The sequence below is a fragment of the Streptomyces griseobrunneus genome, assembly GCF_046713465.1.
GTDB classification, from domain to species: domain Bacteria; phylum Actinomycetota; class Actinomycetes; order Streptomycetales; family Streptomycetaceae; genus Streptomyces; species Streptomyces microflavus.
Window position 1 is genome coordinate 28,736 of sequence record NZ_CP177080.1, and the last position, 25,107, is coordinate 53,842.

Annotated in this window: 22 protein-coding genes and 2 pseudogenes; 8 read left to right on the top strand and 16 right to left on the bottom strand. The window is 68.4% G+C overall.

Annotation, left to right across the window (positions count from 1 at the left end; all coding sequences use genetic code 11):
- Window positions 1-153: 153 nt before the first annotated feature.
- The gene (locus ACK8N7_RS00120; RefSeq protein ID WP_500440278.1) at window positions 154-987 is read right to left on the bottom strand and encodes a transposase family protein; all 834 of its coding nucleotides are present in this window, start codon (window positions 985-987) and stop codon (window positions 154-156) included.
- A 151-nt stretch (window positions 988-1,138) separates the two neighbouring features.
- On the opposite strand from ACK8N7_RS00120, the gene ACK8N7_RS00125 reads away from it, so the two are divergent.
- Window positions 1,139-2,194, top strand: a complete 1,056-nt coding sequence (locus tag ACK8N7_RS00125) for a protein kinase family protein (RefSeq protein WP_500440279.1) — start codon at window positions 1,139-1,141, stop codon at window positions 2,192-2,194.
- 11 nt (window positions 2,195-2,205) lie between these two features.
- On the opposite strand, the gene ACK8N7_RS00130 is transcribed toward ACK8N7_RS00125, so the two are convergent.
- The 3 genes from ACK8N7_RS00130 to mobF form a co-directional block, all read right to left on the bottom strand.
- Window positions 2,206-2,658, bottom strand: coding sequence for a hypothetical protein (locus tag ACK8N7_RS00130; RefSeq protein WP_500440280.1), 453 nt, complete (start codon window positions 2,656-2,658; stop codon window positions 2,206-2,208).
- Window positions 2,659-3,347: 689 nt separating this feature from the next.
- Window positions 3,348-3,545: a hypothetical protein gene (locus tag ACK8N7_RS00135; protein ID WP_500440281.1), complete on the bottom strand. Its 198-nt coding sequence runs from the start codon at window positions 3,543-3,545 to the stop codon at window positions 3,348-3,350.
- Between the two features lie 140 nt (window positions 3,546-3,685).
- Window positions 3,686-5,539: a MobF family relaxase gene (gene mobF, locus ACK8N7_RS00140; RefSeq protein ID WP_500440282.1), complete on the bottom strand. Its 1,854-nt coding sequence runs from the start codon at window positions 5,537-5,539 to the stop codon at window positions 3,686-3,688.
- Window positions 5,540-5,867: 328 nt separating this feature from the next.
- On the opposite strand from mobF, the gene ACK8N7_RS00145 reads away from it, so the two are divergent.
- The 3 genes from ACK8N7_RS00145 to ACK8N7_RS00155 all read left to right on the top strand — a co-directional run bounded on the left by ACK8N7_RS00145 (window position 5,868) and on the right by ACK8N7_RS00155 (window position 8,245).
- Window positions 5,868-6,173, top strand: a complete 306-nt coding sequence (locus ACK8N7_RS00145) for a hypothetical protein (RefSeq protein WP_500440283.1) — start codon at window positions 5,868-5,870, stop codon at window positions 6,171-6,173.
- 523 nt (window positions 6,174-6,696) lie between these two features.
- On the top strand, window positions 6,697-6,879 hold the full coding sequence (locus ACK8N7_RS00150; protein ID WP_143194893.1) for a hypothetical protein: 183 nt from the start codon (window positions 6,697-6,699) through the stop codon (window positions 6,877-6,879).
- Window positions 6,880-7,375: 496 nt separating this feature from the next.
- Window positions 7,376-8,245: a helix-turn-helix domain-containing protein gene (locus ACK8N7_RS00155; RefSeq protein ID WP_500445633.1), complete on the top strand. Its 870-nt coding sequence runs from the start codon at window positions 7,376-7,378 to the stop codon at window positions 8,243-8,245.
- A gap of 35 nt (window positions 8,246-8,280) precedes the next feature.
- Here ACK8N7_RS00155 and ACK8N7_RS00160 read toward each other — a convergent pair whose 3' ends face one another.
- Entirely contained in the window at window positions 8,281-10,704 is a 2,424-nt protein-coding gene (locus tag ACK8N7_RS00160) for a P-loop NTPase fold protein (RefSeq protein WP_500440284.1), read from the bottom strand.
- 619 nt (window positions 10,705-11,323) lie between these two features.
- Between ACK8N7_RS00160 and ACK8N7_RS00165 the strand changes: the two genes are divergently transcribed.
- The 3 genes from ACK8N7_RS00165 (at window position 11,324) to istB (ACK8N7_RS00175) (ending at window position 14,045) form a co-directional block, all read left to right on the top strand.
- Window positions 11,324-11,614 (top strand): DUF8825 domain-containing protein, encoded by a 291-nt coding sequence (locus ACK8N7_RS00165; RefSeq protein ID WP_500440285.1) that lies wholly within the window; start codon window positions 11,324-11,326, stop codon window positions 11,612-11,614.
- 62 nt (window positions 11,615-11,676) lie between these two features.
- Window positions 11,677-13,275 carry an IS21 family transposase gene (gene istA / locus ACK8N7_RS00170; protein WP_500440286.1) on the top strand — a complete coding sequence of 533 codons (1,599 nt, stop codon included), beginning with the start codon at window positions 11,677-11,679 and terminating at the stop codon, window positions 13,273-13,275.
- Complete coding sequence (gene istB / locus ACK8N7_RS00175) at window positions 13,275-14,045, top strand: IS21-like element helper ATPase IstB (RefSeq protein ID WP_500440287.1); 771 nt, start codon at window positions 13,275-13,277, stop codon at window positions 14,043-14,045. Before istA (ACK8N7_RS00170) ends, istB (ACK8N7_RS00175) begins: the two co-directional genes overlap by 1 nt.
- A 12-nt stretch (window positions 14,046-14,057) precedes the next feature.
- On the opposite strand, the gene ACK8N7_RS00180 is transcribed toward istB (ACK8N7_RS00175), so the two are convergent.
- The gene (locus tag ACK8N7_RS00180; protein WP_500440288.1) at window positions 14,058-14,321 is read right to left on the bottom strand and encodes a hypothetical protein; all 264 of its coding nucleotides are present in this window, start codon (window positions 14,319-14,321) and stop codon (window positions 14,058-14,060) included.
- Between the two features lie 164 nt (window positions 14,322-14,485).
- Window positions 14,486-14,881: pseudogene (locus ACK8N7_RS00185) on the bottom strand (transposase); the annotation flags it as partial.
- A gap of 99 nt (window positions 14,882-14,980) precedes the next feature.
- Here ACK8N7_RS00185 and ACK8N7_RS00190 point away from each other — a divergent pair.
- Window positions 14,981-15,385, top strand: coding sequence for a hypothetical protein (locus tag ACK8N7_RS00190; RefSeq protein ID WP_500440289.1), 405 nt, complete (start codon window positions 14,981-14,983; stop codon window positions 15,383-15,385).
- Between the two features lie 9 nt (window positions 15,386-15,394).
- On the opposite strand, the gene istB (ACK8N7_RS00195) is transcribed toward ACK8N7_RS00190, so the two are convergent.
- The 9 genes and pseudogenes from istB (ACK8N7_RS00195) to ACK8N7_RS00235 form a co-directional block, all read right to left on the bottom strand.
- A complete protein-coding gene (istB, locus tag ACK8N7_RS00195) occupies window positions 15,395-16,165 on the bottom strand; it encodes an IS21-like element helper ATPase IstB (protein ID WP_500440290.1) in 771 nt (256 codons plus the stop codon).
- Window positions 16,162-17,577 carry an IS21 family transposase gene (gene istA / locus ACK8N7_RS00200; protein WP_500440291.1) on the bottom strand — a complete coding sequence of 472 codons (1,416 nt, stop codon included), beginning with the start codon at window positions 17,575-17,577 and terminating at the stop codon, window positions 16,162-16,164. The genes istB (ACK8N7_RS00195) and istA (ACK8N7_RS00200) overlap by 4 nt, the downstream gene beginning before the upstream one ends.
- Before the next feature lie 123 nt (window positions 17,578-17,700).
- Window positions 17,701-18,549: pseudogene (locus tag ACK8N7_RS00205) on the bottom strand (IS110 family transposase); the annotation flags it as partial.
- A gap of 631 nt (window positions 18,550-19,180) precedes the next feature.
- Window positions 19,181-22,636: an AfsR/SARP family transcriptional regulator gene (locus ACK8N7_RS00210; protein WP_500440292.1), complete on the bottom strand. Its 3,456-nt coding sequence runs from the start codon at window positions 22,634-22,636 to the stop codon at window positions 19,181-19,183.
- Window positions 22,637-22,641: 5 nt separating this feature from the next.
- Window positions 22,642-23,106, bottom strand: a complete 465-nt coding sequence (locus tag ACK8N7_RS00215) for a TadE/TadG family type IV pilus assembly protein (protein WP_403218272.1) — start codon at window positions 23,104-23,106, stop codon at window positions 22,642-22,644.
- On the bottom strand, window positions 23,103-23,549 hold the full coding sequence (locus tag ACK8N7_RS00220; RefSeq protein WP_403218273.1) for a TadE family protein: 447 nt from the start codon (window positions 23,547-23,549) through the stop codon (window positions 23,103-23,105). The genes ACK8N7_RS00215 and ACK8N7_RS00220 overlap by 4 nt, the downstream gene beginning before the upstream one ends.
- Window positions 23,546-23,944, bottom strand: a complete 399-nt coding sequence (locus ACK8N7_RS00225; RefSeq protein WP_403218274.1) for a TadE/TadG family type IV pilus assembly protein — start codon at window positions 23,942-23,944, stop codon at window positions 23,546-23,548. The genes ACK8N7_RS00220 and ACK8N7_RS00225 overlap by 4 nt, the downstream gene beginning before the upstream one ends.
- A gap of 68 nt (window positions 23,945-24,012) precedes the next feature.
- The gene (locus tag ACK8N7_RS00230; protein ID WP_327391115.1) at window positions 24,013-24,201 is read right to left on the bottom strand and encodes a hypothetical protein; all 189 of its coding nucleotides are present in this window, start codon (window positions 24,199-24,201) and stop codon (window positions 24,013-24,015) included.
- Window positions 24,202-24,214: 13 nt separating this feature from the next.
- Window positions 24,215-25,102, bottom strand: coding sequence for a type II secretion system F family protein (locus tag ACK8N7_RS00235; RefSeq protein ID WP_403218275.1), 888 nt, complete (start codon window positions 25,100-25,102; stop codon window positions 24,215-24,217).
- Window positions 25,103-25,107 lie beyond the last annotated feature (5 nt).

The following is a 25,107-nucleotide window of genomic DNA, read 5'->3' on the forward strand; positions in this document are numbered from 1 at the left end:
GCGCGCATCGAGTGGGAGTGGAGCCCACCGTGATGTCCACCGAGTGGGAGTGAGCCTCCGCCAACCTGAAGAAGCAGGTCAGAGGTCTGGTGTGACTGGTCCTCGGCATACTCCCGCTGGTCGTGGGCGGCAGTCTGCGGCGTAGATCGTCTGTCAGCGGTTGACTTCGAGGTTCGTCAGCACGAGGAGCGCCCTCAGGAGGTGGGTGGCACGGGCAGGATCGGTACGGAGTTTGGTGAGGACCCGCCAGTTCTTCAGGTGGGCGAATCCGTGTTCGACCGGTGCGCGTCCCGTGGCGAGGACCTGATTGGCGTCCTTCTGGCCGGGAGTGAGCTTGTGGGTGCGGCTGGCCATGAAGCCGGTGACGATCACAGGGTCGAGCACGTCGTTGTCCAGTCCGCGGAATCCGAGGTCCGCGAGGGCACCGAGGCCGGCGGCTCGCAGGTGGGCCACGACGTGGTCGTGGCGGGCGGCGGTGATGTCGTGAGTGCGGCCGGGGCGGGCGGCGGATATCCAGATCAGGCGGCCTCTCTCGTCGGTCAGGGCGAGGAAGTGCAGGCCGTGGTTACGGTGTTTGCCGGAGTAGTTCCGCCGGTCTGCCTTGCCAGTGCGACGCTGGGTGCGGATGAGGGTGCCGTCGATCAGGACAACCTCCCCGCCCCGTTTAGCGACCTTCTTCAGGGCGCGGTCCAGTCGTGGGGCCTGCGTTGCGAGCAGGGTGATCAGTTCGTCGCGCCAGCGGCGGACGGTGGACTCGGACACGTCGTTGCCGCCGGCCATGTCGGCCAAGCGCTGGTCGTGCCGCAGCACGGCCAAGACGATCACCGCGATCCTTCCGGGCGGCAGGATCCGCCACCTGGACCGGATCACCTTCAGATGGCGTCGCAGTAGCCCGGCGAGGTGGCTGACGGTGCGCGTGGACAGCGGTAAACGGCACTGGTAAGTGAGTGCGCAGGATTTGTCGGCAGGCTCTTCGGTTTTCGTCACACAGCCTCAACGCCATCCGGAGGGACCCCAGTTACGCCACATCTCGCCGGCCCCGACGTGGGAGAGTGACCTTTGGCCGCGTCCCGGTGTCTGCTGAAGCCGTTGAACAAGAGGCGGGGCACGATTGGAGGCGTGAGTGAAGGGCCCTGATATGTCCCGCGATGCTCGTCTGGCCGCCCACGGCGCTGTTTCCACATCGCTGGCGCTGCGCAGTGACCACAGTCTGCGCGAGTTCGTCGACGCCGGCGCACCGCTGGGGTCAGGCATCGGCGGGAAGACGGTCCTGCTGGAGGTCGAGGGAAGCCAGGTCTTCGTCAAGCAGGTACGGCTGACCGACCTGGAGCGATGGCCGGAGCATGTTCACTCCACCGCGAATCTGTTCGGACTCCCGACCTTCTGCCACTACGGCATCGGTACCATCGGCGCCCCGGGGTTCGGGGCCTGGCGGGAGCTGTCCGCGCACACCATGACGACGAACTGGGTGATCGCCGGAGACCACGAGGGCTTTCCCCTGATGTACCACTGGCGGGTGATCCCAGACTCTGGCCAGCCGCTTCCCGAGGAACTGGCCGATGTGGACCGAGCTGTCGCCTACTGGGGAGGCGGACCAGCGGTACGCCGACGGATCGAAGCTCTCCAGCACTCCACGGCAAGCCTCGTGCTGTTCCTGGAGTACATCCCGCAGAACCTGCACGACTGGCTGGGCGCCCAGATCGGGGCCGGCGACGAGGCAGCCGAGCGGGCCTGCGCCATGGTCGACGACGAGCTGAAAGCCGGAATCGCGTTCATGAACGACCGCGGGCTTCTGCACTTCGACGCCCACTTCGAGAACATCCTCACCGACGGCCGACAGCTCTTCTTCACCGACTACGGCCTCGCGATCTCCTCACGCTTCGACCTCACACGGGACGAGGCCGACTTCTTCGACCAGCACCGCACCTACGACCAGTGCTACGCCGTCACCCACCTGGTGAACTGGCTGGCCGTCGCTCTCTACGGATACACACCGGAAGAACGCAAGACGTTTGTGAATACGTGCGCCCAAGGGATGCCCCCACAGGAGGTTCCCGCGTCGATCGCGTCGCTCCTTGTCCGTTACGCGCCGGTCGCCGCGGTGATGGGCAACTTCTATCGCGAGTTTCAGCAGGAGAGCCGAGCAGCTCCCCCTCCGCTGGCAACGATCTGTCGAATGGGGCGAAGTACGTGATCAGCAGCCGGTCACAGACGGGTGGTGAACCGGCCGTCGGGTAGCTTCCGCAGCCAGCCGCGGTCGACGAGTCTGACCAGCTTCCCGCGCAGCGGTTCCAGCTTGGCCCGGACGCTGACGTCCACTCCCAGCAACTCGCCGACCTGCCGAGCCATGACCGGTCCCGCGGCCTGCCGCACGCTGGCGAGAATGCGCTGATAGTCCGGCGGGAGCACGCTCTCCTCCACATCGGAGGTGCGGTGTGGGATCAGCATGACCGCCCGCCCGCCCACCTGCGCGGGCACCGGCGAGGCCGAGACGCGCTCATCAGCGATCTGTTCGCTCACCCGCTCAAGGACCCGTTCGGCGACAGCAAGTTCGTCGCGCTCGGCCCGCACCTCCGTCAGCTGCTTGGTCAGCCGTTCTTCGAGTTCGTCCAGTTCCGCGCGTCGCGCGGTGATCCGCACCAGCAGCTCGGGATCCATGCACGGATCGTAAATGGCCGCTTGACCCCAGCGAGTAGAAACCAGCGAAACGTCCGGCTCCGTCAGATGATCTACTCCGCAGACAGCCGCCCACGACCAGCGTAAGCACTTCGAGAGCCGGTCACACCAGACCGCTGACCTGCGACTTCAAGTTGGCGGAGGCTCACTCCCACCCGGTGGGACGCGCCTCGATACGGCGCTGCGCGGCATCGTCCGCGCCGCGCACCGGCCTACGGACGGTGACGGTGCGCGGTGTGCCGGGAGGGAGACATCTCCCCTCCGCCACCAGGCATCGAGGGCCCGGTGTGTCCCACCTCCGAAGAGGTAGCGGACAAGGTCAAGGGGAAACATCGAAGGTCACGTGGAAACGCGTAGCTGGACAAGGGTTGCTTTCCACCCGATGGGCTGGGTGGAATCCGGCGGCACACCTGGTCAGGGGGGTGCATCGAGTGCACCGCATCCGATGCACCGTCACCCTCCGTACGCGCACCGGGTGGAGCGGGGTGTGGTGTCCACTCCCCTCCGTGCGGTGCGGTGGTGCGGTGGAAGTGCGTCGTCGGGCACACCGGTGCGCCGCTGAAGCGCACCGAGCCCGCCGGATGCCGGGGCGTCCCGCACTCCCTCACCCCGGTGGGGCGCGGTGGGCGCGCCGGAGTGGACCAGCCGATCCGCACCACCGTGGTCGCCACTCATCTCCGGCGGCGGCCCCGCCCGCTCCGCCACCAGTTCGGCCGTCCTCCGGGGTACTGCCGCGTACGGGAGCGGCGCCGGGCTGGTGGCGGCTTCGGCACCGGGTAGAGCGCCGTGCGCAGCCGGGCCGCGTCGGCGAGCTGCTCCAGGCGCTCGCGCTGCGCCGGTGACAGGTGCGGCAGCGTCGGGGCAACCATGAGGCCTCCGTGCTCGAAGGGAGCGGTCCCCCGCACTCTCGCTGCCCCCGGTGATCTCGGCGGTGAGGGAGCCGGTCGCGTCCCGGCGTCTGGCCCGGTGACTTCGGCGCCTGTCCCGCCCGACGGGCCCACGCGGGCTGTCACGGCTGGAAGCCTGGGCCGTGGTCCTGGCCGGACTGCCGGTGCTGCTGCTCGTGCTCCTGGCGGTGCCGGTCGATCGGACTGCCCGAGTCAGCAGCCGGGTGCTGTCGCTCCTCAATGGCGCGGCGGCGGGCGTTGGCCGCGCGGGTGAAAGCGGCGAAGCGCTCCAGGCTCTCCGGTGTGCGCAGCCACGTCGCCGGGTCGGTCGTCCGGCCTCCCAGGTACACGTCGGGCATCGCGGCCTGCTGGTGGGCGTGGACGGCGGCTGTCCGCTGCACCGAGGTGAGGGCGGCGTCCCGGCCGGGGTAGTCGACGGCGTGCGGCGGGGCTGACGCCGGGTCGTGGTGCTGCTCGCCGGTGCGCGCGGCGCGGATCACGTTGCGTAGGGCGAGGCTGGCGACCCGGGCCCGCTCGTACCGGGACGACTCCCTGGGCGGCCTGCCGCCGGTACCGGCAATGAACCAGGGGTCGGGCTTGGTGAAGTCGGCGGTGTAGAAGATCTGGTCGGCGGCCGGGGCACGCCGGCCGGGCTGGGGCACGGTGGTCTGACGGCCGTGTTCGGACAGGGCGCGGTTCGCGATGTCGTCGTCCAGGCCGAGTGTGAACGCGCGGCCGCGCAGGGTCTCCAGGAGGTGCCGGCGCGCTTCGGCCAGGACGTGGCGGCGGGCAAAGTTCCTGCGGACGGTGAAGACGACCGCGGCGACGTCGACAGCGGCGAGCATCGTGTCCACCACCGGGTCCACCCGGGCCCGGATCGCCACCCCGACCGTACGGCAGCGGTCCAGGAGCCCGTCGACCATCTGCTTGCCGAACTTCAGCACCGCAGAGGAGCGCCACCACGCGAGGAGCTGCTCCAGCGGGCGCGGGGTCTTCTTCTCGGGGCGGGTGTCCTGCGCCGCCTGCCACCCCAGGCCGTGGCGGGCCTTCTCGCCGGGCAGCCGCCCGTGCTCCTGGACATACGTGTAGGTGAGGCCCTCCAGGGCGTCCTCGATCCGCTGGCGGCGAGTGGAGGACCAGTCGATGAGCACCTGGTCGACGCCGGCTATCTCCATCACCGGGCGCAGGCCCGGCGTCACCTCCCGGGGCACCGTCGCGAGCCCGAGCTCCTCGCACACCTCGGTCGTCATCGCCAGGGTGTAGAGCGTCCCGGCGGCCACCACATGCTTGTAGAGCCGCGTCGTGTCCAGCGCGCCCCACTTCGGCTCGCCGTGTTCGTCCAGGCGCTGCACGCGGTTGAGGACCAGGCAGTGCTCGTGCAGGAGCGGGAAACCGTCCCGGTTGTCGAAATGCCGGAACGCCGCGACCACGAGAGCCGGTGTCTTCGCGCGGCCGCGGCCCGAAGCCCACCGGGTCTCCGCGACCTCGTCCTCGAGCCAGCGCAGCGCAGTGGCGATGGCCCGCTCGTGCGCCTGCTCGATGACCCGCCGGGTGTGAGCATCTCCCAGCGCCCACAGCACGATCAGGGACGCCTGCGCCCGGAAGGTGTAGTCGAGTGCCAACAAGGGGGTCGCCTTGCGTCGTTCGATCTCTTCGACCGGCTGCCCCAGGACGGTCGCCAGCCGGGACGCCTCCGGGGCAACGCCGTCGTCCAGGAGCTCGCGCTCGATCCGGTCGGCGTCCGGGTGCCGGCCCTGCCCGAAGACCAGCTCCATCTGCCGCTCGGTCACCGTCTGCCCGGCGGTGAACCCGAGCGCGGCCAGGCCGCGCCCCCACCACCTCCCCGGGGGAAGGCCGGCCATCTCCTGGGCGGCATTGAGGGACTGGCCGACCGGGCGGCGGCCGTCCCCGAACGCGACTCCGCGCACGTAGTACCGCCACGCATTGGCCCTCTGAACCTTCGCAACACTCAGCATCCCGGCAGCGAACACGCGCTCTGACCTGCGCAAAAGAGCCGCCCCCGTAAGGCGGGAGGGTTCACCGGAACTTCACGGCCGATCCCGCCGGGCGGGCATCTGCTGCGACGTCATGCCCGCCTGGCGGACACCGCCTGGGCCAGGCAAATGCTGCGCGGCCGCATGCACCACACGCCCCAAGTCGCATCAGTAGACGCCTCTATCGCCACCACGCGTACCTCTACGAACCACTCCCCCACCGACGGCCGAGAACGCCGCGCCCTGCACGACGTCACCGACTCTCCGCCCCTGGCTGCGCTGGGGGCTTCTTGCTGCCTGGAGGACCGACGTGCCGACCTTCGAGACGCTGCCCCGATTCACCACCGACCTGGAACACCTCACCCCGCAACAGCGCCGCCGATTCCGCCGGACCGTGGCGGCCTTCGTCGATGACCTGCGCACCGGCCGCCAGTTCCGCCAGGGTTTACGCGTCAAGCGCGTCCAACGTGCGGCCGGGATCTACGAACTCACCTGGTCCATGGGGACCGGGCCCGCGGGACGCGCCACGTTCGAGTACGGGACCGAGGTCCGTCCCGGCACACCGCACGTGATCTGGCGCCGCATCGGCACCCACGACATCCTCACCGGCCCGTGATCACTGGAGGAGCCGGAGGCACGGCATCGTGACTGGATGGTGGCTCTGAGCTTGCACGCCCAAGCCCCGTACGGCGGTTCAGTGCGCCGGCGAGGGCGGTCCGACGGGATGCGCCGGCGTTCGGGGGACACCCAGGCGGGGCGGTTGGCGCCTTTCGCGCGTGTAGGCCTTCTTCGGCGACCGCGGCACCCGATGGTGGCCTTCGCTGGCAATACCAAGATCACGTTCCGAATGGGTGCTCTTATCGGAATTGCATGCGGATTGCCCGTCCGATGGCGACGAAAGTGTCCGATCAGCCCGGACTTGTATAGGCAATGGGCGCATATGCCCGAATGGCGTTGGGCAGAGCGTGTCATTACGCTCACGGAGCGCGAACCCGCTCTTCTCACGGACCCGGGCTCGCGCTCCTCATGTGACGCCGACCCAGGAGGTCTCTATGCCTACGTCCCCGGATCGATCTCGAATCAAACGCCTCTGGCGCCGACTCGCAGGTGACAGTAACAAATTGGTCGCGGACAACAACATGTCTGTCAACAACTCAGAGGCCCCGGGCAACACCGCGCAGGCTTCGCCCGGTGCCGCGGCCGTCGCCTTTCCCCCGCTGATCGTGGTTCCCGGGTCGCCCGGGTACGCGGCCCTGGCCATCATGGCGGCGCCCGTGGCTCTCTGGGCGCTCATGGTGTGGCTGAACACGAAGCGCCGCTGACTGCCCTTCAGACAACACCGGGTCGCTTCTCTGACGAAACGGCCGGGCGAGCACCCGTTTTCATCACGATTCCCCGGGCGGCGGAACCCGTTTCGTCGCCCGGGGGGCGGACATGGCAGAAAGCGAAAGCAGCATGGTGGGGAACACATTTTCGCCTGACAACTGTAAATGGTGTGGGGGCCTGCGAACGGTCCGGCGCACCGGCCGGCCGGGCGAGTACTGCAGCACGAAATGCCGGCAGACTGCGCACACCCAGCGGCAGAAGCCGCCCCCCGACACCAGCCAGTTCGACACGTTCCTGCGCATCGAGCTCAGCGCGGTGCAGGCAGAGGTCCGCGACCTGCAGCGCGCCCTGAATACCCCGACGCCGGATGCCGAGCAGCCGCTGGAGCGCCTGCTCCAGCTTCAACGGCGCATCGAGCAGCTCCTGCCGCCCGTGGTCGGCCGCACGAAGCGCATGGGCGCGTCGTGGGAGGTGATAGGGCGGCTGCTCGGCATGAGCAAAGACACTGTGCGCAAGAAGTACAGCTCCTCGGTGGTGCAGCGGGCCCTAAGCCGCGCTCACGTCAGGGTGCCCGCGCCCCGTCCGGCCCCCCGGAGCTCTCCGTCGGCTGTGCTCTCTCCCTCCTCTCCCTTCGCTGTGCCAGCAGACCCCACCAAGACTTCCGAGGAGGAGAGCCCAGACCCGTCGCCGGAACCCTGTGCTCCCGGGCCTCAGGACTTCGCCTGCGTGCTGAGCAACCTTCAGCGGGCATCAGGCCACAGCCTCCGAGCCCTCAGCAAGAGAACGTCGCTCTCTCCCAGCTTCCTGTCGAGAGCGATGAACGGAGAAAGGTTCCCCAGCTGGGAAGCGACCGCAGCACTCGCCCGCGCCTGCGGCGCGGACCCCGAGGTGCTCAGAAAGGTCTGGGAAGACGCCGAGGTCCGCCGCAGCCGCAAGGCGACAAAGCCCGAAGGACTTGCCTCCGCTCTGCGGCATCTACACCTCCGGGCCGGAAGCCCGACCCCGTGGTCGGTATACGTGAACAGCGGCTACGCCCTCTCCCAGGATCTCGTCACCGCGCTGCTCGAAGGAACTACCGCAGGGTCCTGGGAAGACGTCCAGATCCTCGTCCAGACGCTCGACGGCGAGTACACCTACTTCGAACCCCTGTGGCACCAGGCCCTCAAGGCCTCGCCCGGGACCGGGTCCGAGACCGCGCCTGCGGCACTCCCACCAGTCCCCGGCTCGGGGCCCGCCGCCCGGGTCGAAGACCTCATCGCCGCCTTCGGGAAGGTCCTGAGCACAGCCGGCAACCGCACCCCCTCCCCCGGACGTCCCCGACCCGCCCCCATCCAGGCCGCAACCACCTGGACCAGCAGCTGATAAAGGAACGGGGCACCATAGCGCCCCCGCCGCTTTCACCTCCCAGAGGCGGGCCGGCCCCCGTGGCGGGAGCATTCCAAGGCCGATGCCGGGATGCGGCTGCCAGGAGTCGGTCCCAGAGGCAGGGACCACGCCTTGCGGATGGTGTCGATCAAGGACCGGGCGCTGTAGGGCGATATCCCGAGTTCCTGGCGTGCGTCGGCCAGCCGTTCAGGATCGCCGTCCTGGCCGTGCTCGGCTGCCAGTTGCGTGCGGCGTTCAAGTCCTTCGGTGCTGAAGATGTCGAGCAGGGTGAGTGAGAAGTAGGCGTATGCAGAAGCTTCGTCGATCAGTTGACGTGCGTCTTGGTTGAGGTCGGGGTCGTCCGGTGATCGGTGCGGTGAGTCGCCGGCGTTCATGGGATGTGGTTGAGGGCCGTCAGCGTAGAAGGCGAAGTGGTCCAGTGTGCGCAACACATCCGCTTCTATGCAGGGGCAGGGGTCGCGCAGGTAGCTGCTGAGAGTGCGGAAGGACGCGAGGACGCGGTTGTTGTCGTGCGTCCACTGCTGCTTGCTCAGCAGCGTCCGGAAGCCGGCGAAGGTTTCCGCGAGCTCTTCCAGGATGAGATGACGGGAGATGTCTGTGAGTTCGTAGGACTGGGCCTTCTCCTGTGTCTCGCGGAGCTGCAGTCCGTAGCGGAGCAGGTCGCGCAGGATGCCGCCGGACAGAGCGTGAGCGAGCAGGATGTGAGGGTCCTTCAGGACCTGGGAGCGTTTGGCGAGGATGGTGCGTGAGTCGCTGAGGGTGCTCGGTTGGACGTGGATGATGTCGTCCAGGGAGCTGTCGGTGGCGTCCCGGTGTGGCAGACCTCTGCGGACGAAGGCGGCTCCGACGTCTTCGGCAACGGAGATCAGGTAGTGGACCAGGGGAACGCCCAGGATGGCTTTGATCTCTCGGAGGAACGCCAGGGCATCGGTGTCCGCGCCCAAGCGGTCCACTTCGTCGATAGCGATCACGACGGTCTTGCCCGCCTCGGTTCTCTCGATGGCGATGCACCTGAGCAGGTCGCGGAATTCTGCGACAAGTTCCGGGTAGTTCGGGGGAAGTGTGGAGACGGACGCGGAGTGGTTCGTACCCAGACTCATGATCTGGGCAGTGCCCCCGGTGGTCAGCCCGTGGGTGGCCTGCTGGATCGTCTGCAGGCGGTAGAGGTGGTTCTGGCAACGCGTGACCAGTTCGGGTTCCTCCGCCTGCGGGCGCCAGTCCCCTGCCTTCGACAACAGGACTCCGGCGATGACGCCTGCCAGCCGCAGCGGGTTATCCGGATCCGCGAGAAGGGATCGTGTCTGCGGGTTGTCGATGAGCAAGAGCAGCAGGCAGATCCCGGCAAGGGCTGCGGGCAGGCGGAAGACGCTCTCCAAGGAGATGCGCCACCGTCCTAGGGGGAGCTCGACCTCGGAATCACGGGCGATACGCAAGGCCCACCACACAACCAGCAGCACTCCTGCATAGGCGAGGGTCTTGTAGAGGGTCTCGGCCTGGGTGTTGTGGAGGTGCCGGACCTGCTGGCGGATCTGTTCGTCCAGCAGGACCGTGGCGGCGGATGCGCACGCCAGGAGCAGGCCTACGGGTCTGATGCCACGCATCCACAGGCGGCCCAGAGTGCGCGGTAGCCAGGCTGCGTGCCTCGACCTCCACCAGACGATCCCGGCGATCGTGACAGTCAAACTCGCGATGACTGTGTGGCCCTGCCAGATTGCCGTCATGTCGTCGCGTATCGCGTTGGTGAAGGTGCGCACGTCGTCGGCTACAGACGGGGCGTATTGCTCGTACAGAGAGTGCACCGGGGAGGACAGGCCTAGCACCACCAGGGCGGCGGCGGGCACGGCGAAGGAGCTCCATCGGCTCAGCCGCTTTGCCCGGAGCCGCACACGCCGCAGCAGCCGGCGTGCTGGCGAGAGTCGCGCGAAGCTGGTGGGTTCGTAGTCCTGGCCGCGCATGTACTTCTCGCACAGCTGCACCGACAGTGACAGCAGGAAGTCGTGAGGTGCGTAGGTGGCTGGCGCTTGGACGATCACGCCGAAGCCGGCCTTTTCGACGCACTGTTCCAGCAGCGTCGTCTTGCCTGCACCTCGTGGCCCGCAGACGGCGATGGTGCCGTCCTCGAGATGCGACAGCTTGCCCTCCAGCTGCCGCCGAGCCACGTTCTCAACGATGTATCCCGGGGACCGGGGCGCTCGCAGGCCCCATTCGTAGTCGTCAGGGATGAAGAGAGAATCAGGGTCATCGCCCAGCAGGTGGCGGACAAGATCGGCCACCACCGGCTTGGTCCCTTCCTCCTGCAGTTCCTCACCCCACCGAGCGGCGCACGCCCCTACCTCTACGCGCTGAACCAGCCAGCCGACCCCCAGTCCCGCAGCGATCAGGCACTGTCTCAGGTCGGTCCACGCCGAGGAGCCACGCCAGGCCAGCGTGATCATCGTGACCGCTGCTACCAGAGCCGCTAGAAGCAGGACGAAAGGGCCCCCGAAGATCAACAGTGCTAGGACACTGAGAAGGGTCAGGGAGCAGGCCACCCGCCAGTCCCACTGCGTCGCACGCGCCGCTCTCTCGTGCTTCTCCCGAGCCTGATCCAGAGCCTCGATCGCTCTGTCGAAGGCGGGCGATGGGCAACGGATGGTGGTGTACCGGTGATACCGCGCTGTCCTCATGTGCCGCAGGACGGCCCTGCGGTCTACCCCGTCGCGTACATCAAGCAGTCGCTCCGTCTCGTGCGCGCTGAGTGCGGCTAGCACACACCGGTTATAGATCTCCGCCTTGTCGTCACCACTGCGGAAGTCGAGGGCCCTCGCTCCCCATAACTCCAGCCACGCCCGGAACCGCATACGTTCGCCTTCCCCCGAGTTCAGAACCTGCGGATGCTAACCCTGAGGCCTCTGCGCCGGGGAGCGTTCCGTCGAAGGTGGCCTACTTCGTGCGCTCGCTGCGGTCGACAACAGAAGTTGGGCACCCTCGGCACCACGTCCGATCGGGTGGCGCGCCCCTAGGTTCTCGGCGCGGATCACGCATCCCAAATTCGAACAGCCGTACTATTAGGTTGTGGCCACGTACGACTTCCCCCAAGACCTCCGCGACGCCCAGCTCAACCTCCACCGCACCCGTGCCGCGTACGAGGAGTACGCCCGTGCCCTGCCGTGGTCGGCGGAGCCCTTGCCCGGCTGGGAGGCCGAGAAGCAGCTGCACTCCGGCTTCAGGTCTGTCGACGATCAAGTTTTTCCCCAGCAAGGGTGGTTTGACGATCACGTAATTCCCCAGGCCGCGTTCACCGAGTTGGCCATGGGTAGCGCGGAGGCCGGGACTGGTGGACCTGGTCGTCGCGGAGGCGGCTGAGGGCCGTCGTCTCGTTGTCGGAAGGCTGATGGGCAGCCCGGATGGCGAGGAGAACGTTCGTAGTGGTCGACATCACCGAGATCTACGTCCACTGGTACGCGGGCCGCTCGAAGAGCGCTCTGGCCGCGTCCCTGGGACTGGATCGCAAGACGGTCAGGAAGTACTTGGCACCGGCGGAGGCCGCGGGGATCGCCCCGGGTGGTCCACCGATGAGTGAGGCCGACTGGTCGAAGTTGATCAAGGGATGGTTCCCGGGATTGACCGACAGACGGCTGCGGCAGCTGACCTGGCCGGACATCGATCAGCACCGCGACTACATCAAGGACCTGCTGGGGATGGTCACGGTCTCCACCATCCACCAGCGACTGCGGGACGAGCAGAAGCTGGAGGTCTCCATCTCCTCCTTCCGACGGTGGGTGCACGCGACGCTGCCGGACGAAGTCACCCGCTCGCAGGTCACCGTGTTGCGCGATGAGATCGTGCCAGGCGACGAGGCCCAGATCGACTACGGCTTCCTGGGGCACTGGACCAACCCGCGCAGCGGCAAGCGCCACCGCGTCTGGGCGTTCGTGATGGTGCTTCCCTGTTCGAGGCACATGTTCGTGCGGCCCGTGCTGATGATGGACCAGCACAACTGGACCGAGGCCCACGTCGCGGCCTTCCAGTACTTCGGGGGCGTCCCGCGCCGGCTGGTTCCCGACAACCTCAAGACGGGGGTCGACAAGCCCGACCTCTACGACCCGAAGATCAACAAAGCGTATGCCGAACTGGCCACGCACTACGGGGCGTTGGTCGATCCGGCCCGCGCCCTGAAGCCGAAGGACAAGCCGCGGGTCGAGCGTCCGATGCCCTACGTCCGCGACTCGTTCTGGCGGGGGCGGGCCTTCACCTCGCTGGAGCACATGCAGGCCGAGGCCGTCTCCTGGAGCCAGCAGGTCGCCGGCCGGCGCCAGTGCCGGCCGCTGGAGGGGGCCGCACCCCTCACGGTGTTCGAGGCCCTGGAGTCCGCGGAACTCCTCCCCCTGCCACCCACCCCGTTCGTCCTGTCCCGCTGGTCGACGGCCACCGTCGGGCCGGACATCCACATCAAGGTCGGCCGCACCCTCTACTCGGTCCCCTGGAAGCTGATCGGCCGCAAGGTCGACGTCCGCTCGACGGCCACCATGGTCCAGGTCTTCCTCGACGGAGAGCTGGTCAAGACCCATGTCGCCCTCGACCAGGGGAAACGCACCGACAAGCACGACTATCCACCCGAGAAGATCGCCTTCCAGATGAGGACGCCGGTCTGGTGCCGGAGCCAGGCATCCGAGGTCGGGGACGCCTGCCGCGAACTGATCGACGACCTGTTGGAGGTCAGCGCTCTCTACCGGCTCCGCGCGGCCCAGGGGGTGCTGGGACTGCGCAAGAAGTTCGGCGACTCCCGCCTGGAGGCCGCCTGCGCGAAGGCGATCACCGTCGGGGATCCCTCCTACCGCACGGTCAAGGGCATCCTCGTCGCCGGCACCGAGACCGATCCGGAGCCGGAAGCCAGCGGGGACGCGGGCGCTGCCGCGTTCCTCCACGGCCCGGACCGGCTGTTCGCGGCCACCGCCCAGATCCCGTCCCCGACGGGCGGCCGCCTTGACGACCAGGACCACGACGAAGCCGAGGTGGATGCGTGATGAGCGTGATGGACACCGCCCTGCGGGAATCCCTGAAGAGCCTGAGGCTCTCGGGCATGCTCGAGACCCTGGACGCCCGGCTGAACCAGGCCCACGGCGGAGAACTCGGCCACTTGGACTTTCTTCAGGTCCTCTGCCAGGACGAGATCACCCGCCGCGAGACCGTCGCCTTCCAACGACGCCTGCATCGAGCAAAGTTCGAGCAGCAGGCGACCCTGGAGGAGTTCGATTTCACGGCTTCCTCGAAGCTGCCCGCAGCCCAGATCCGAGACCTGGGAGCCCTGCGCTGGCTCCATGCGGGCGAGTCGGTGATCCTGTTCGGTCCCGTCGGCGTCGGCAAAACCCACATCGCCCAGGCACTCGGCCACCTCGCCGTCCGCCAGGGCGCCCACGTCCGCTTCACCAAGACCAGCCGCGTCCTGGCCGACCTCGCCGGCGGCCACGCGGACCGCACCTGGGACAAGCGCCTGCGCGAGCTGGTCCGCTTCGACGTCCTGGTCCTCGACGATTTCGCCATGCGCCAGCTGAACGCCACTCAGGCCGACGATCTCTACGAACTCGTATCCGCCCGCCAGGGCAGATCTCTCATCATCACGAGTAACCGGGCACCCAGCGACTGGTATCCCCTCTTCCCCAACCCCGTCGTCGCCGAGTCCCTCCTCGACCGCGTCATCAACACCAGCCACCAAGTGATCATGAACGGCCCCAGCTACCGCCCGAACAAGCGGCCCAAGAACCCCACCGACAAGCCCGTCAAGCCACTCACCTGACGACCCGACCGGTCAGGATCCGGCGTCGACAGGCCGCTGATGCCCGCACGGCGCCGGATTGCCGTTCTTGTCGAAGACCTCGGCGTCACTTCCCGCATTCACCCACACCGTGACGCCCTGATCATGAACGACGACGTTGAACGGCGACTCCTCGGGCTCCCTCTCGGTCACGACGGTGAACTCCTCACCCGGACGCATCCAGTGATCAGTTCCCCACGGCTCCACCCAGAGGCAGAGCAGGCTGCCTGTCTCGTTACTCACGCTCGTCTTCGACACGTAAGGCACTCTAACGAGCGGCGTCAACGGCCCGAGACGCCTGGACCACACCAGGAGCCTGGGGAATTACGTGAACTCCTGCCTGGGGAATTACCCGAGCGTCCACAGCCATCCGCATATCCTGCCGCCCGTCGGGCGGGAGCGGAGAGACAGGGCCGTCCTATTCACGCAGTAGCTGTCGCTGCTGGCTGGGGCTCTGATGGGAAGGCGATTGCTTCATCGAACGGGGTCCGTGCCAGGAGGCAGTGGTGGAGCTGGCCGAGCATCCGGTTGAACAGGTGCCGCAGGGCCTGCATGTGCCAGTCGCCTCCTGCCCGGCGGCGCCGGTAGTGGGCGTCCGCGCCACTTGAACCGCTGAGGGAGGCGAAGGCCCACAGGTGGCCGACGTGGTTGAGCCGGTTGTTCTTGACGAACCGGCGTCCGACGTAGCGACGTTTGCCGGAAGCCCGGGTGATCGGGGCGGATCCGGCGTACGCCTTCAGCCCTCCGGCCGTGGCGAACCGGCTCCTGTCATCGCCGATCTCGCCCAGAATGCGGGCACCCACCTGGGGACCGATCCCGGTGTCGGCGTACTTGCCTATGTGCAGAGGTGCGTACGGATGAACGTGCAGAGCAAGTAGCCGCCCGCTGCGCTCATCGCCATGCGAGAGGATGGTGCGGTGGACCTTCGTTACTTCAATCAGACCGGCTGGACCGCGATCTTCAATGGCACCGAGACCGAGATCGGCCGCATGGTGCGGGTGGAGGCATGGGACCCGGCAACTGGAACGGCGCTTGTCGTCGACCCGAAGCGAGGCGCCATGCGTCCCGTCACGGACTACGAGGACTTCTCCCACCTTGAGAAGGCCGACCAGGTCGTAGCCGCAGTGCCTGGTGGCGGGTGGCGGGCCCACTGGAAGGACGAGGGCCCGGGGAACACCCCGCTGACGGAACAGGTACTCGCGTGGCTGATCACCTCGCAGGGCCGGGCAACGGCCATCACGATGGATGCTCACGGGCATGTTGACGATGCCGACAGCGCCGACGCCTTCATCCCGCCGGGCGAGGAACTAAGCCAGGATTGAACTCCCTTATCAGGCCACTTCCGTCTCGCGCTCGATGGCCTTGAGACGGTTCTTCAGCCGGTAGCTGGGGCCGTTGATGGCGACGACTTCGCAGTGGTGCAGGAGGCGGTCGAGGATGGCGGTGGCGAGGACTTCGTCGCCAAAGACCTGGCCCCATTCGCTGAAGGTCTTGTTCGAGGTCAGGATGATGGAGCCCTTTTCGTAGCGCTTTGAGATGACCTGGAAGACCAGGTTCGCCTCGGCGCGTTCGAGGGGCTGGTAGCCGACTTCATCGACCACGAGAACGCTCGGCCGCAGGTAGGAGCCCAGTTTGCTGGTCAGACGTCCGGCCGCCTCGGCGGCTTTGAGGTTGCGGACCATGTCGTCGAGGCTGGTGAAGTAGATCGAGTAGCCGGCCCGGCAGGCCGCGACCGCCAGCGCGATCGCGATGTGGGTCTTGCCGACGCCGGGCGGCCCCAGCAGGGCGGCATTGGCCTTTGCTTCGACGAAGGACAGGGTGGCCAGGTCTTTGATCTTGCGCGGGTCGAGCTCGGGCTGGAACGAGAAGTCGTACTCATCCAGGGTTTTGTGGTGCGGCAGCCGGGAGAGCCGCAGGCCCTGGCGGAAGCGGCGGTCGTCGCGGACGGCGAGTTCTTCGGAGAGGACCAGGTCGAGGAAGTCGAGGTAGCCCATCTTCCCCTCGTTCGCCCGCCGCGTGTACTCGTTGATGGTTTCCGCCAGGTGGGGCAGGCCGAGCTTGGTCGCCGTGGTGCGGATGCGGTTGCCGGTCAGCTCGCTCAAGACGGTTCCTTCGTCGCTCGGTTACTGGTGAAAGGGCGGGTCCCGGTCAGTTCGTCATAGACCGACAACGGTCGGCGGCCGACCTCGACGCGGGTCGCCGCAGCCCGGTTGAGGAGGGCTTGCAGCGGTCCGCTCTCCTCGCCCGGGGGGCGATCGTGACGCGGCCCGGGCAAGGCGTCGCCGGTGGTGGTCCGGCGTCCTTTGCCGGTGGGCAGGCCGTCCCAGTGGTGTTCTTCGACGACACGGATGCCGCGTCCGACGGCCCGTGGATGCCTGGCAAGCAGCGTCTCGCCGCTGGAGTCGGCAATGGTGGAATGCAGCGTGACCTGCGACTTCGTGGCTCTGATCTCCACCAGCTGACGCGGTCGGACCTTGGTGGCGGGGACTGAGTAGAGGTTCCCTCCGAAGGCGACCAGGCAGTCCTTGCCGACCGGCCGCAGATGACGTTCGGCCACCAGATACGGAGTGGGTGGCAACGGCTTGAGAGCCGCGTGGTCACGAGCTGCCCGCTCGCCGATGATCTGCTGGTGAGTTCGGTGCGTGTGGGTTCGTCGTTTTGGCACCCAGGCGGTGAAGGCGGCGTCCATTTCCTCGATGCAGGAGAAGGCCCGGCCCGAGAGAACGTGGTCGCGGACGATCAGGACCTGGCGTTCGACGCGGCCCTTGCCCTGGGGCCGGTAGGCCGCCAGGACATCGATGTCGAAGTCGTAGTGGCCGGCGAACCCGACAGCCTCCGGATGCAGGGGAACCGCCTCACCTGGGGCGACGTGACGGCGCACGACCGTCTTGGTGCGGTCGTAAACGATCGTCATCGGGACCCCGTTGAAGTGCGCGAATGCCCGCCGGTGGCAGTCGAAGAACGTCTGCAGGTCCAGGCTGGTGGTGAAGCAGCAGAACGGATCGCGCGAGTACGACAGCACCATGTGGAAGGAGTAGACCTTCGGGACGCCCATGTGGGCGAGGAGCTTGCCTTCATCGCCCCAGTCCACCTGAGCCTGAGCACCCGGGATCACCTCGAACCTGCGATGCATCCCCGCCAGCTCCCGCGGAGCGATCCCCAGTTCCTCCGCGATTCTCGGGCGGGCCTCCTGCACGTAGAGCTTGACCCGTTGGTAGTTCCCGGTGAACCCGTACTCCGTGGCCAGCCGCTCGTGAATCACCGCGGCCTTCATCAGGATCTCCGCCCGCAGCATCGCGTCGATCAGCGGAGCGATCTCGTCGACCACCCGCTTGCGCGGCTGACCACTCGCCATCCGGCGCGGCGGCGCGGACGAGTCGGCAGACAGGTACTTGCTGACCGTCCGCCAGTTCAGCCCGGTCTCCTTGGCGACCTCCGACAGGCTCATCGCCCCGGACTCCACCAAACCGCGAAAACGCCGGAGCTCGAGCCAGCGCTGCGGATCCAAGACCATGGCCCACCCCTCTCTGCGACCTTCGACAACAGGCAGCAGCGTGCCGGGGGCCGGCACTCAGCGCATCAAGAACTCTGCACGTTCATCCGTACGCGGCTATGTGCGTTCACGTGTACGCCGACACCCGGGAAAGCTCAGCATGATCGCCGCGTCCGGATGAGCCCGAAAGGCCTCCTCGGTCGCCCGTGCCAGGTCATCGACCGCCTCGCAGGCCGCGTCCAGTTGCAGCAGCAGGGCCAGTGCCTGCTTGCCCATGGCGTCCTCCACCAGGGGCAGCTGTCGAGGGGCTTCCTGGCGGAAGAGCTGCTGGATTCGCTCAGCGTCGGTTTCGATGCCGCGGCGGCGGCCGGCTCGCCGGAGCATGGCGGTCAGCTTCCACATCGGCAGCTTGGCGGCCAGGGCAGGTGTGGGTGCGACGGCGAGGATGCGGCGGGCATCGGGGCGGGTCAGGGTTCCCGGCTTGTCCCTGAACGCCTCGATCATCGCAGGGAAGTACTCCCTGAGCAGGGACCGCAGCTGATTGGCGACCTGCTGCCGGTTCCAGACCGCGTCCTGCTGTGCGCGGGCCAGGACGGCGACCGCTTGGGCCAGGTCGGTGTCGGCGGGCAGCGGGCGGTGCATCGGCGCGTCGGTGCGGATGATGTTGGCGAGGACCAGGGCGTCGCCCGGGTCTGACTTCTTGCGGCTGACTCCGTGCCGGTCGCGGTAGCGGGAGGCGGCCATCGGGTTGACCGCGTAGATCTGCCGGGGGCCCTGCCGCAGCGTGGCGACCAGCAGGCCGCGGCTGGTCTCGATGGCCACCGGGATCGGCGTCTCGGCGGTGTCGCCGTGCTCGGCCAGAAGATCCAGCAGCAGCCGGTAGCCGTCCAGATCGTCGTTGTTCCGGCACTTGGCCAGCAGCCGGCCGGTGTCATCCACGAGCGCGACGTCGTGGTGTCCCTCCGCCCAGTCGATCCCGCAGAACACGTCCATGGATCCCGCCCCTTCTCCTGTGCCGTTCTCGAAGGCGAGCACGCGGGGCCGCACGGCGCACTAATTCCAGGACTCTGTGGTCCGCCACCTCATCAGCCGTGCGCGGCACCGCCGGACCGCACGGGCGCACGCCGTGTCCAGAGCTCGGAGCTCGTGAGGAGAAACGCGTCACCGTGCGGCAGCTCATCCAACGAGGATCCCGAACCAGACGGGCCCGTGGGGGCAGAACGTGCGAGGACCGGCCGGCGCCCAGCGCCACCAGTCTTTTCAAAGACCTCGCACGGTCGGAGGTGTCGTAGGGGTCACCACGGCACCGACCGGACCACACACGTCCTGCCCCAGGCCGGACAACGCCGCCCCGGGCCCCTCAGAGATCCAGAACCTCTAATTACTAACGAATTAGAGGTGTCGGCGAAGGAAGTGGGCTTGCCCACAGGGGCTGACCTGGGCAAACGATGAGATTGGGAAAAGGGGGGTTCACACCTCCGGTGCAACGCCCGGTGCAACTCTGGGGGCACCTGCGTCAACAACCGTGCAGGCAACCGCCGGAGCAACTTCCATATGACTCGCCCGGGGCAACCGAAGGGCGCTCCCCTGGAGCTCGTTACTGCTCTGAGGGACAGGTGCTTGCTCAGCGGACGCGGCTTACCGGTCGGGGGAGCAGGTTCCTCAGCAGTTCCGCCGTTTCGGTCTCCATGTCGACGCCGCCCATGAGCTCTTCGTTGATGCGGGTGAGACGGGCGGCTGCCTCGCGGAGAGCGTCGATGTCGTCGGCGGCGTGGTGAGCGAGGAACACCTGGCGGTGGAGCACCTCGCTCTCTTCGGCGGCCAGAAGGCCGCGGCGGGCGGCCCACAGTGCGCCGGAGATGTCGCCTGCTTCGCGGCACCGCTCGGAAAGCTCGTGGGCGGTGTCCACGATGGCGGAGACCATTTCCTGAATCGTCGGCTCTGCCCAGGCGTAGCGCTGGGGGGCGATGCCGGTGAAGGGGCGTCCGCGGACCAGTGCGAGGGCGCGGCGGAGAGCGAGGCCGCCGTCTTCGTCATAGCGAGTGAGGCCCGTGCGGGCGAGCTTTTGGAACTGGGACCAGTCGCAGGTGACAGCGGTGGAGAGGCGGTAGCGGCTGTCGGTGGTGTCCTGAACGCGGGGCAGGTAGGCCTGTCCGTCGGTGTTCTTGCCGAGCCAGGAGCGGGTGCGCGAGATGACGGCGTTGCGCATTTGCTTGCCGACCATGCGGCCGGGCCAGAGTGCGTCGTCGACGGCGTGGTGGTCGGCACCTGGGTTGAGCGCGAGGAAGGCGACCAGTTCGGTCGCGGCGCTGAGGCGGTTGGAGTCGATGCGCCCGTCGACAACTTCGATGCTGATGGGGCCGAGGAGAAGGACGGTGGGGGTGCGGTCGGGTGCCGTCGGTTCGTCTGACGCGACGGTTGCGGTGTCCTCGGCGGGTGCGGACTCCGTGGTGATGGTGGGGGTGACAGGCTTCGTCATCGTGATGACGCGTGGCGTGAACTGGGCGGTGGGGTTCGCCGGCGTCGCCGGGGCTTCGTCTTCTTCCTCGGTGTCCAGGTCGAGGTCGGAATACTCGGCTGGGAGCCCTTCCTCTTCATCCTCGGTGCTCTGGTCCGCCGCCCAGGCTCCCTGGTCCGCCGCCCAGGCTCCCTGGTCCGTCGCCTTTTCCTCGGGGAGCAGTACGTCCGGATCCTCCCACGATTCGCCTTCTTCCAAGCCGGTGTCGCTCTGGCTCCAGGAGTCGGGAGCTGGGACGTCGGCGTGGCTGCTGGAGAGGACCAGGAGCTCGATAGCGTCGGTGAAGTGTTCGTCGGACAGGCCCTGTAGCCGGATGGGCAGGCGGGAGCCGGGCAGGACGACGGTGTGGTCGGCGTCCACGCATTCAAGTGTCCAGGCCGACTTCGGGAGGCTGGTGGCGTCGGCTGCCGTGATGACCGCGCCAGCGGTGCGGGGCTCCTGGACGATCGTGTCGAAGAGGGCGCTGCTGTCGGGCCCGTCCGGCAGGTCTTCGGCGAGCAGTACGTGCGGGGTCCAGGTGCCGGTGCCTTCGTCCGTGAGGCGGGCTGCCCTCAGTGTCCTGGCCCCGATGTCGTGGAGGGCGTCGCGTTGTTCGGCGGTGTGGCCGGCCAGCTCGGTGACGGCTTCGGGGAGCCTGGCGATTCGGGCGACGCGCTCGGGTGCTGCGTTATCGAGGCCGGGTGCGGTATCGGCGAGGGCGGTGATCTCGATGTGCCCCGGCAGTGGAGTGCTGGCGAGTTCGATCGCGATGGCCTGCAGGACCTGTCGGGAGTAGTCGGTGCCGCCACCGAGGTTCAGGATGCCGACGTGTTCCAGGTCGATGAGTACGAGGTGTCCGGCGTCGTCCCAGCCGATCGAGACGAGCGCCGGGTAGGGGGCGCTGGTGTCCAGCAGCTGCTCGTCCTCGCTGAGGTCGGGGCTGGAGGCTGGGCAGGTCCAGAGGTCGCGGCGGCCGGGGGCTGCGGCGAACGGCTTCATGGGGGTGGTGTCCTCGGCGAGGTGCAGTTCGACCTTGGTGTCGTGGAGGACGACGGCGTGGACGACGGGCAGGTCCCGCTCGGCGGCCGCGAGGTTGTAGGCGAGGGAGCGGAGTGTGGTGTCGAGGAGGTCGAAGCCGGTGGGGTGCTGGGCTGCGCGCAGGCCTTGTTCGGTCGCTGCCGCGCGGCCCTTGGGCATGGGGATGCGGCGGCCTGGCCGGCGGCGGCGTTGCTGCAGAATCCGGCGGGTGGCGACGGTGCCGAGGAGCGCGGCCGCGAGCGCGCCGGCCCCGGCCCATACGGCGGCTGGGGCGAGCGTCTGCTCGTCGCTGGTCGGCCGCTGGTCGGCCCGTTCTCCGGTGGTGTCTGGCTGAGGCTGGGCCGTGGTGGGGGCCGGTGAGGGCGCCGTCGGCAGGGCCGGGCCGGGGGCGGGTGTTGCAGTTTCGGCCTGGTCGTCCTGGTGCTTGTCCGGGGTCTTGGCGTCGTCGTTCCCCGGGGCCTTCCCGGTCTCCTGATCGGTGGCCTCGTCCGCGTCCGGAGCGGAGGGGGCAAGCTCTTCCTGGTCGTCGTTCTTCTCGGCGGCAGGGGGCTGCTCTGCGAGGGGGGCGGGGATGTCGAGCTCCTGGCCCGGGTGGATCACGTTCGGGTTGGTGAACGTACCGCCGCCCGGGGTGGCTTCGCCTCGGTTCTCCTCGTAGATGGCGGGCCACTGCGTGGGGTCGCCGTAGGTGCCGGCGATCGACCAGAGGCTGTCGCCCTGCTGCACGGTGACGCTCCGGGAGGTGTCCCCTTGCGCCGTCTTCGGCGGCTGGGGCGCATCGGCTGCGTCTTCCCGTGCGGTGCCGCTCTCCGGACGGTCGGTCTCGGCCTCGGGGGTGGCAGCCGTGGGGGCGGTGGTGGGGGCCGGACTGGTGGCGGGTGCGGTGGGCCGGGCGTCGGCGGGCAGCTTGACGACTGCGCCCTGGGGGAGGAACTGGTCTCCGGCGGCGAGCTGCGGGATGTCCGGGTTGAGCGCGGCGATGTCCTTCCACCGCTTTCCGTCGCCGAGGTACTCCTCCGCCAGGTCCCACGGAAGCTCGGAGGCGGTTTTGACGGTGTGCTGGGGCCAGTCGGCTTCGTCAGCCGCCGTGGTGTCCGCGGCGTCAGGGGTGGAGCCGGTGCTGTTCTCCGCGACGGTGTGGACGGTGCTGACCGCTACGGCCGGTGTGCTGGTCGCGGCCGAGGCCGCGGTGGGGGCCAGGAGCACGATGCCGCCGATGAGGAAGGAGGCGAGCGACTGGACACTGCCGAGCCCTTTGATCCGGGGGGCGGAGCGGCGGCGGAGCACGGCGACGAGTTCGACCAGGGCGGAGAAGGTGAACAGGGCCCAGCCGGCCCAGCCGAGGCAGGTGAGGACGACGAGGAAGAGGCTGCCGTCGTCCTGTTCCATCAGCAGGTCCAGCCCGCCGGAGAGCTCGGTGGGCTGATGACCGACGGCCAGGAGGAGGTAGGGGGCTCCGGCGATGAGGGCCAGGAGCAGTGCCAGGCCGAGCATGGCCCGCAGCAGGGCGCCGACGGTGCGCAGCGGGGCGGGGGTGCGGGGCATGGTGCTCAGCCTCCAGCTTGAGTCATGAGTCGGGCGGTGGCGGTGCCGGTGACCTGGATGGTGCCCTTGCCCACGAACTGGGCGAAGACGGTGTCGTAGGTGTCGTGGACGGTGACGCTGAGGCTCTGCCCGCCGTCGGTGATCTGCACATCGCCCTGGACGTCGGCGGCGGCGAGGTAGTCCTGGGCGGCGCCGACGGCGGCGTCCGGGTCGATGGTGATGGCGGTGCCTTCGACTGCCTGGGCGGGGTCGAGTTGCTGCCCTGCGGTGCGGGCCGCTTCCTGGGCAAGGGACGTGGCACGGTTCGCGGCGTTCAGTGCCCCGCCGCCGTCGACGAGGAGGCCCATGACCATCAGGATCGCGACGGTGAACAGGGCGAAGAAGACCGCCACTGATCCCTGGTCGCGACGGCGGCGGCTCACGATCGCGGTGATGCGGCGGCGCGTCCGGCGGAAGGGCAGGCTGGTCATCCTCGCCCCCGGTAGGTGTCGATGGGGCTGGACCAGGAGGCGGTGAGCGTCTTGGAGCCGGGCAGGCCCGGCAGCCCGATGTCGGAGAGGTTCGCCGTGCACGCGATCGTCGCCTGGACCGTCGCGTCCACGCCGAGGTCGAGGGAGAAGCCCCCAGTGTCGATGTCGACGCTGGAGGCGGTGCAGGTGATGCCCTCTCCTTGCAGGCTGCGGTCTGCGGCCGCCTGGGCTGCGCTCTGCGCTGTTCCCGCGTCGCGTTCCAGGGACGCGGCGCGGGCTGCGGCACGGGCTGCGGAGTCGACGGCTCCGTCGGCGTCGATGACACGGCCGAACGCGATCATCAGAAGAAGCAGGCTGATCATGGCGGGGGCGAGGACCGCCGTCTCCAGGGCGTAGGACCCTCGGTCTTGGCGTGCGGACCGGAGCTGGGTGCGGATGCTCATGGGGTCGTCCACCGTTCGGTCGGGCCCTCCGCGTGCTGGACGATCTCCAGCGTCAGGCCGGGCACGAGCGTGGCGACCTTCCCGCGGACCGTTATGCGGATCTCCTCCGCGCTGCTGCCGGCCGAGGACACGCTGGCCCCCTGCACGCTGCCGCCGAACCGGGCCAGGAACGCCTGGGCCTGTGTGACGCCGTCTCCCGCGCCGGCACCGAATTGCCGCCCGGACTCCACTCCGTGACGGGCAGCGGACTGCGCGGCCCTGTTCCCGTGGTAGTACAGGCCCACCTGGAGGGCGGTGAACCCCAGAGCGAGAAGGACGACGGCCAGGACCGCGAACTCCACACTGCCGAAACCGCGGTCGCCCCGGGCGCTCAGCCGTCGGATGAAGCTCCGCACGCCTCCCCGCTTTCCTGCCACCACTTCGTATCCCCCTGTCATGTGCGTTGCCCCTCGTCGACGGGGGGTCAGCCGCCGTTGATGATGCCGATCTTCTCCATCAGCTTCGTGCGGATCGCGAGGACGAGGAGGCCCGCACCGACCAGGAGCGCTCCGGCGATCAGGGCCAGTTCGGTGGAGGTCTGCCCGGCGTCCTTGCCGGCCTTGAGCGCCGCGTAGCGGCCCTGGATCCACAGGGTCAGGGTCTGGATGTCCATGGGTGTTTCCTTTTCAGCTTCCGAGAATGGTGATCGTGACGGGGATCATCACGAAGACGAGCATGAGGATGACGCCGAAGGTGACGGGCAGGATCATGGCCGCGCTGGCCTCGTTGGCCTGGGCCTTGGAGTCCGACAGCAGGGCGATGCGCAGCTGCCGGGCCTGGGCCTGGAGCGTGGTGTAGACGGCGGCGCCGTCCCCGGCGAGGGCGAGGGTGTCGGCAGGGCGGGTCAGCTCGGGAATGTCGAGTTCCTCACCTAGCTGCTTCAGCGCGTCCCAGACGGTGACGCCCGAGAGGTCGGCCTGGTGGAAGACCTGCCGCATCCGTACGAAGATCCACCCGTCGCCGACCTCTGCGGTCTGGGTCAGGGCCTGTGCGGCACCGCTGTTCGCGATACGGGCGAGCGCTACCCGCTCCAGGTAGGAGGCGGCGGCGTGACGGACGATCAGCCGGGCGGCAGCAGCCTCCTGGGCAATCTCCTTCACCGGCCAGAACCAGAACAGGCCGGCGAGGGCGAGCGAGAACAGGACCGGCACCGCGTAGGGGAACGGCGTTCCGGCCGCCGCGAGGAGGGCCTGGAGCAGCTGCGGGAGCAGCAGTCCGTAGAGGGCGAACAGGAACCGTTTGCCGAGGTGCGCGGCCGGGCTGATCCGCAGGAGGTTCAGGTCCTTGTACGGCAGGGTGATGCGGGCGCCGAGCTCGCCCAGGAGCCGGGTGCCGACGCGTTCCTGGAGTGTCCCGCCTCCTGTCGGGGCGGTGACCGGCAGCAGGGGGGTGCTGGTGGTGGAGACGTCCAGGCGGTCCAGGGCGGAGGTGAGGTCGCGCCGTACGGGCAGGATTGCGCGTACGGCGAGGCCGATCATGGCTCCGGCTGCGGCTGCGGGGAGTACCGCGTCCATGGGGA

Bases quoted from the DNA above. Each gene is read 5' to 3' on its own strand.
- ACK8N7_RS00235 (WP_403218275.1), bottom strand. From the start codon at position 25,102: ATGGACGCGGTACTCCCCGCAGCCGCAGCCGGAGCCATGATCGGCCTC.
- istB (WP_500440287.1), top strand. From the start codon at position 13,275: ATGAGCGTGATGGACACCGCCCTGCGGGAATCCCTGAAGAGCCTGAGG.
- ACK8N7_RS00135 (WP_500440281.1), bottom strand. From the start codon at position 3,545: ATGGTTGCCCCGACGCTGCCGCACCTGTCACCGGCGCAGCGCGAGCGC.
- ACK8N7_RS00160 (WP_500440284.1), bottom strand. From the start codon at position 10,704: ATGATCACGCTGGCCTGGCGTGGCTCCTCGGCGTGGACCGACCTGAGA.
- ACK8N7_RS00210 (WP_500440292.1), bottom strand. From the start codon at position 22,636: ATGCCCCGCACCCCCGCCCCGCTGCGCACCGTCGGCGCCCTGCTGCGG.
- ACK8N7_RS00230 (WP_327391115.1), bottom strand. From the start codon at position 24,201: ATGGACATCCAGACCCTGACCCTGTGGATCCAGGGCCGCTACGCGGCG.
- mobF (WP_500440282.1), bottom strand. From the start codon at position 5,539: ATGCTGAGTGTTGCGAAGGTTCAGAGGGCCAATGCGTGGCGGTACTAC.
- ACK8N7_RS00155 (WP_500445633.1), top strand. From the start codon at position 7,376: ATGAGCAAAGACACTGTGCGCAAGAAGTACAGCTCCTCGGTGGTGCAG.
- ACK8N7_RS00150 (WP_143194893.1), top strand. From the start codon at position 6,697: ATGTCTGTCAACAACTCAGAGGCCCCGGGCAACACCGCGCAGGCTTCG.
- ACK8N7_RS00220 (WP_403218273.1), bottom strand. From the start codon at position 23,549: ATGAGCATCCGCACCCAGCTCCGGTCCGCACGCCAAGACCGAGGGTCC.
- istA (WP_500440291.1), bottom strand. From the start codon at position 17,577: ATGGTCTTGGATCCGCAGCGCTGGCTCGAGCTCCGGCGTTTTCGCGGT.
- ACK8N7_RS00215 (WP_403218272.1), bottom strand. From the start codon at position 23,106: ATGACCAGCCTGCCCTTCCGCCGGACGCGCCGCCGCATCACCGCGATC.
- ACK8N7_RS00125 (WP_500440279.1), top strand. From the start codon at position 1,139: ATGTCCCGCGATGCTCGTCTGGCCGCCCACGGCGCTGTTTCCACATCG.
- ACK8N7_RS00130 (WP_500440280.1), bottom strand. From the start codon at position 2,658: ATGGATCCCGAGCTGCTGGTGCGGATCACCGCGCGACGCGCGGAACTG.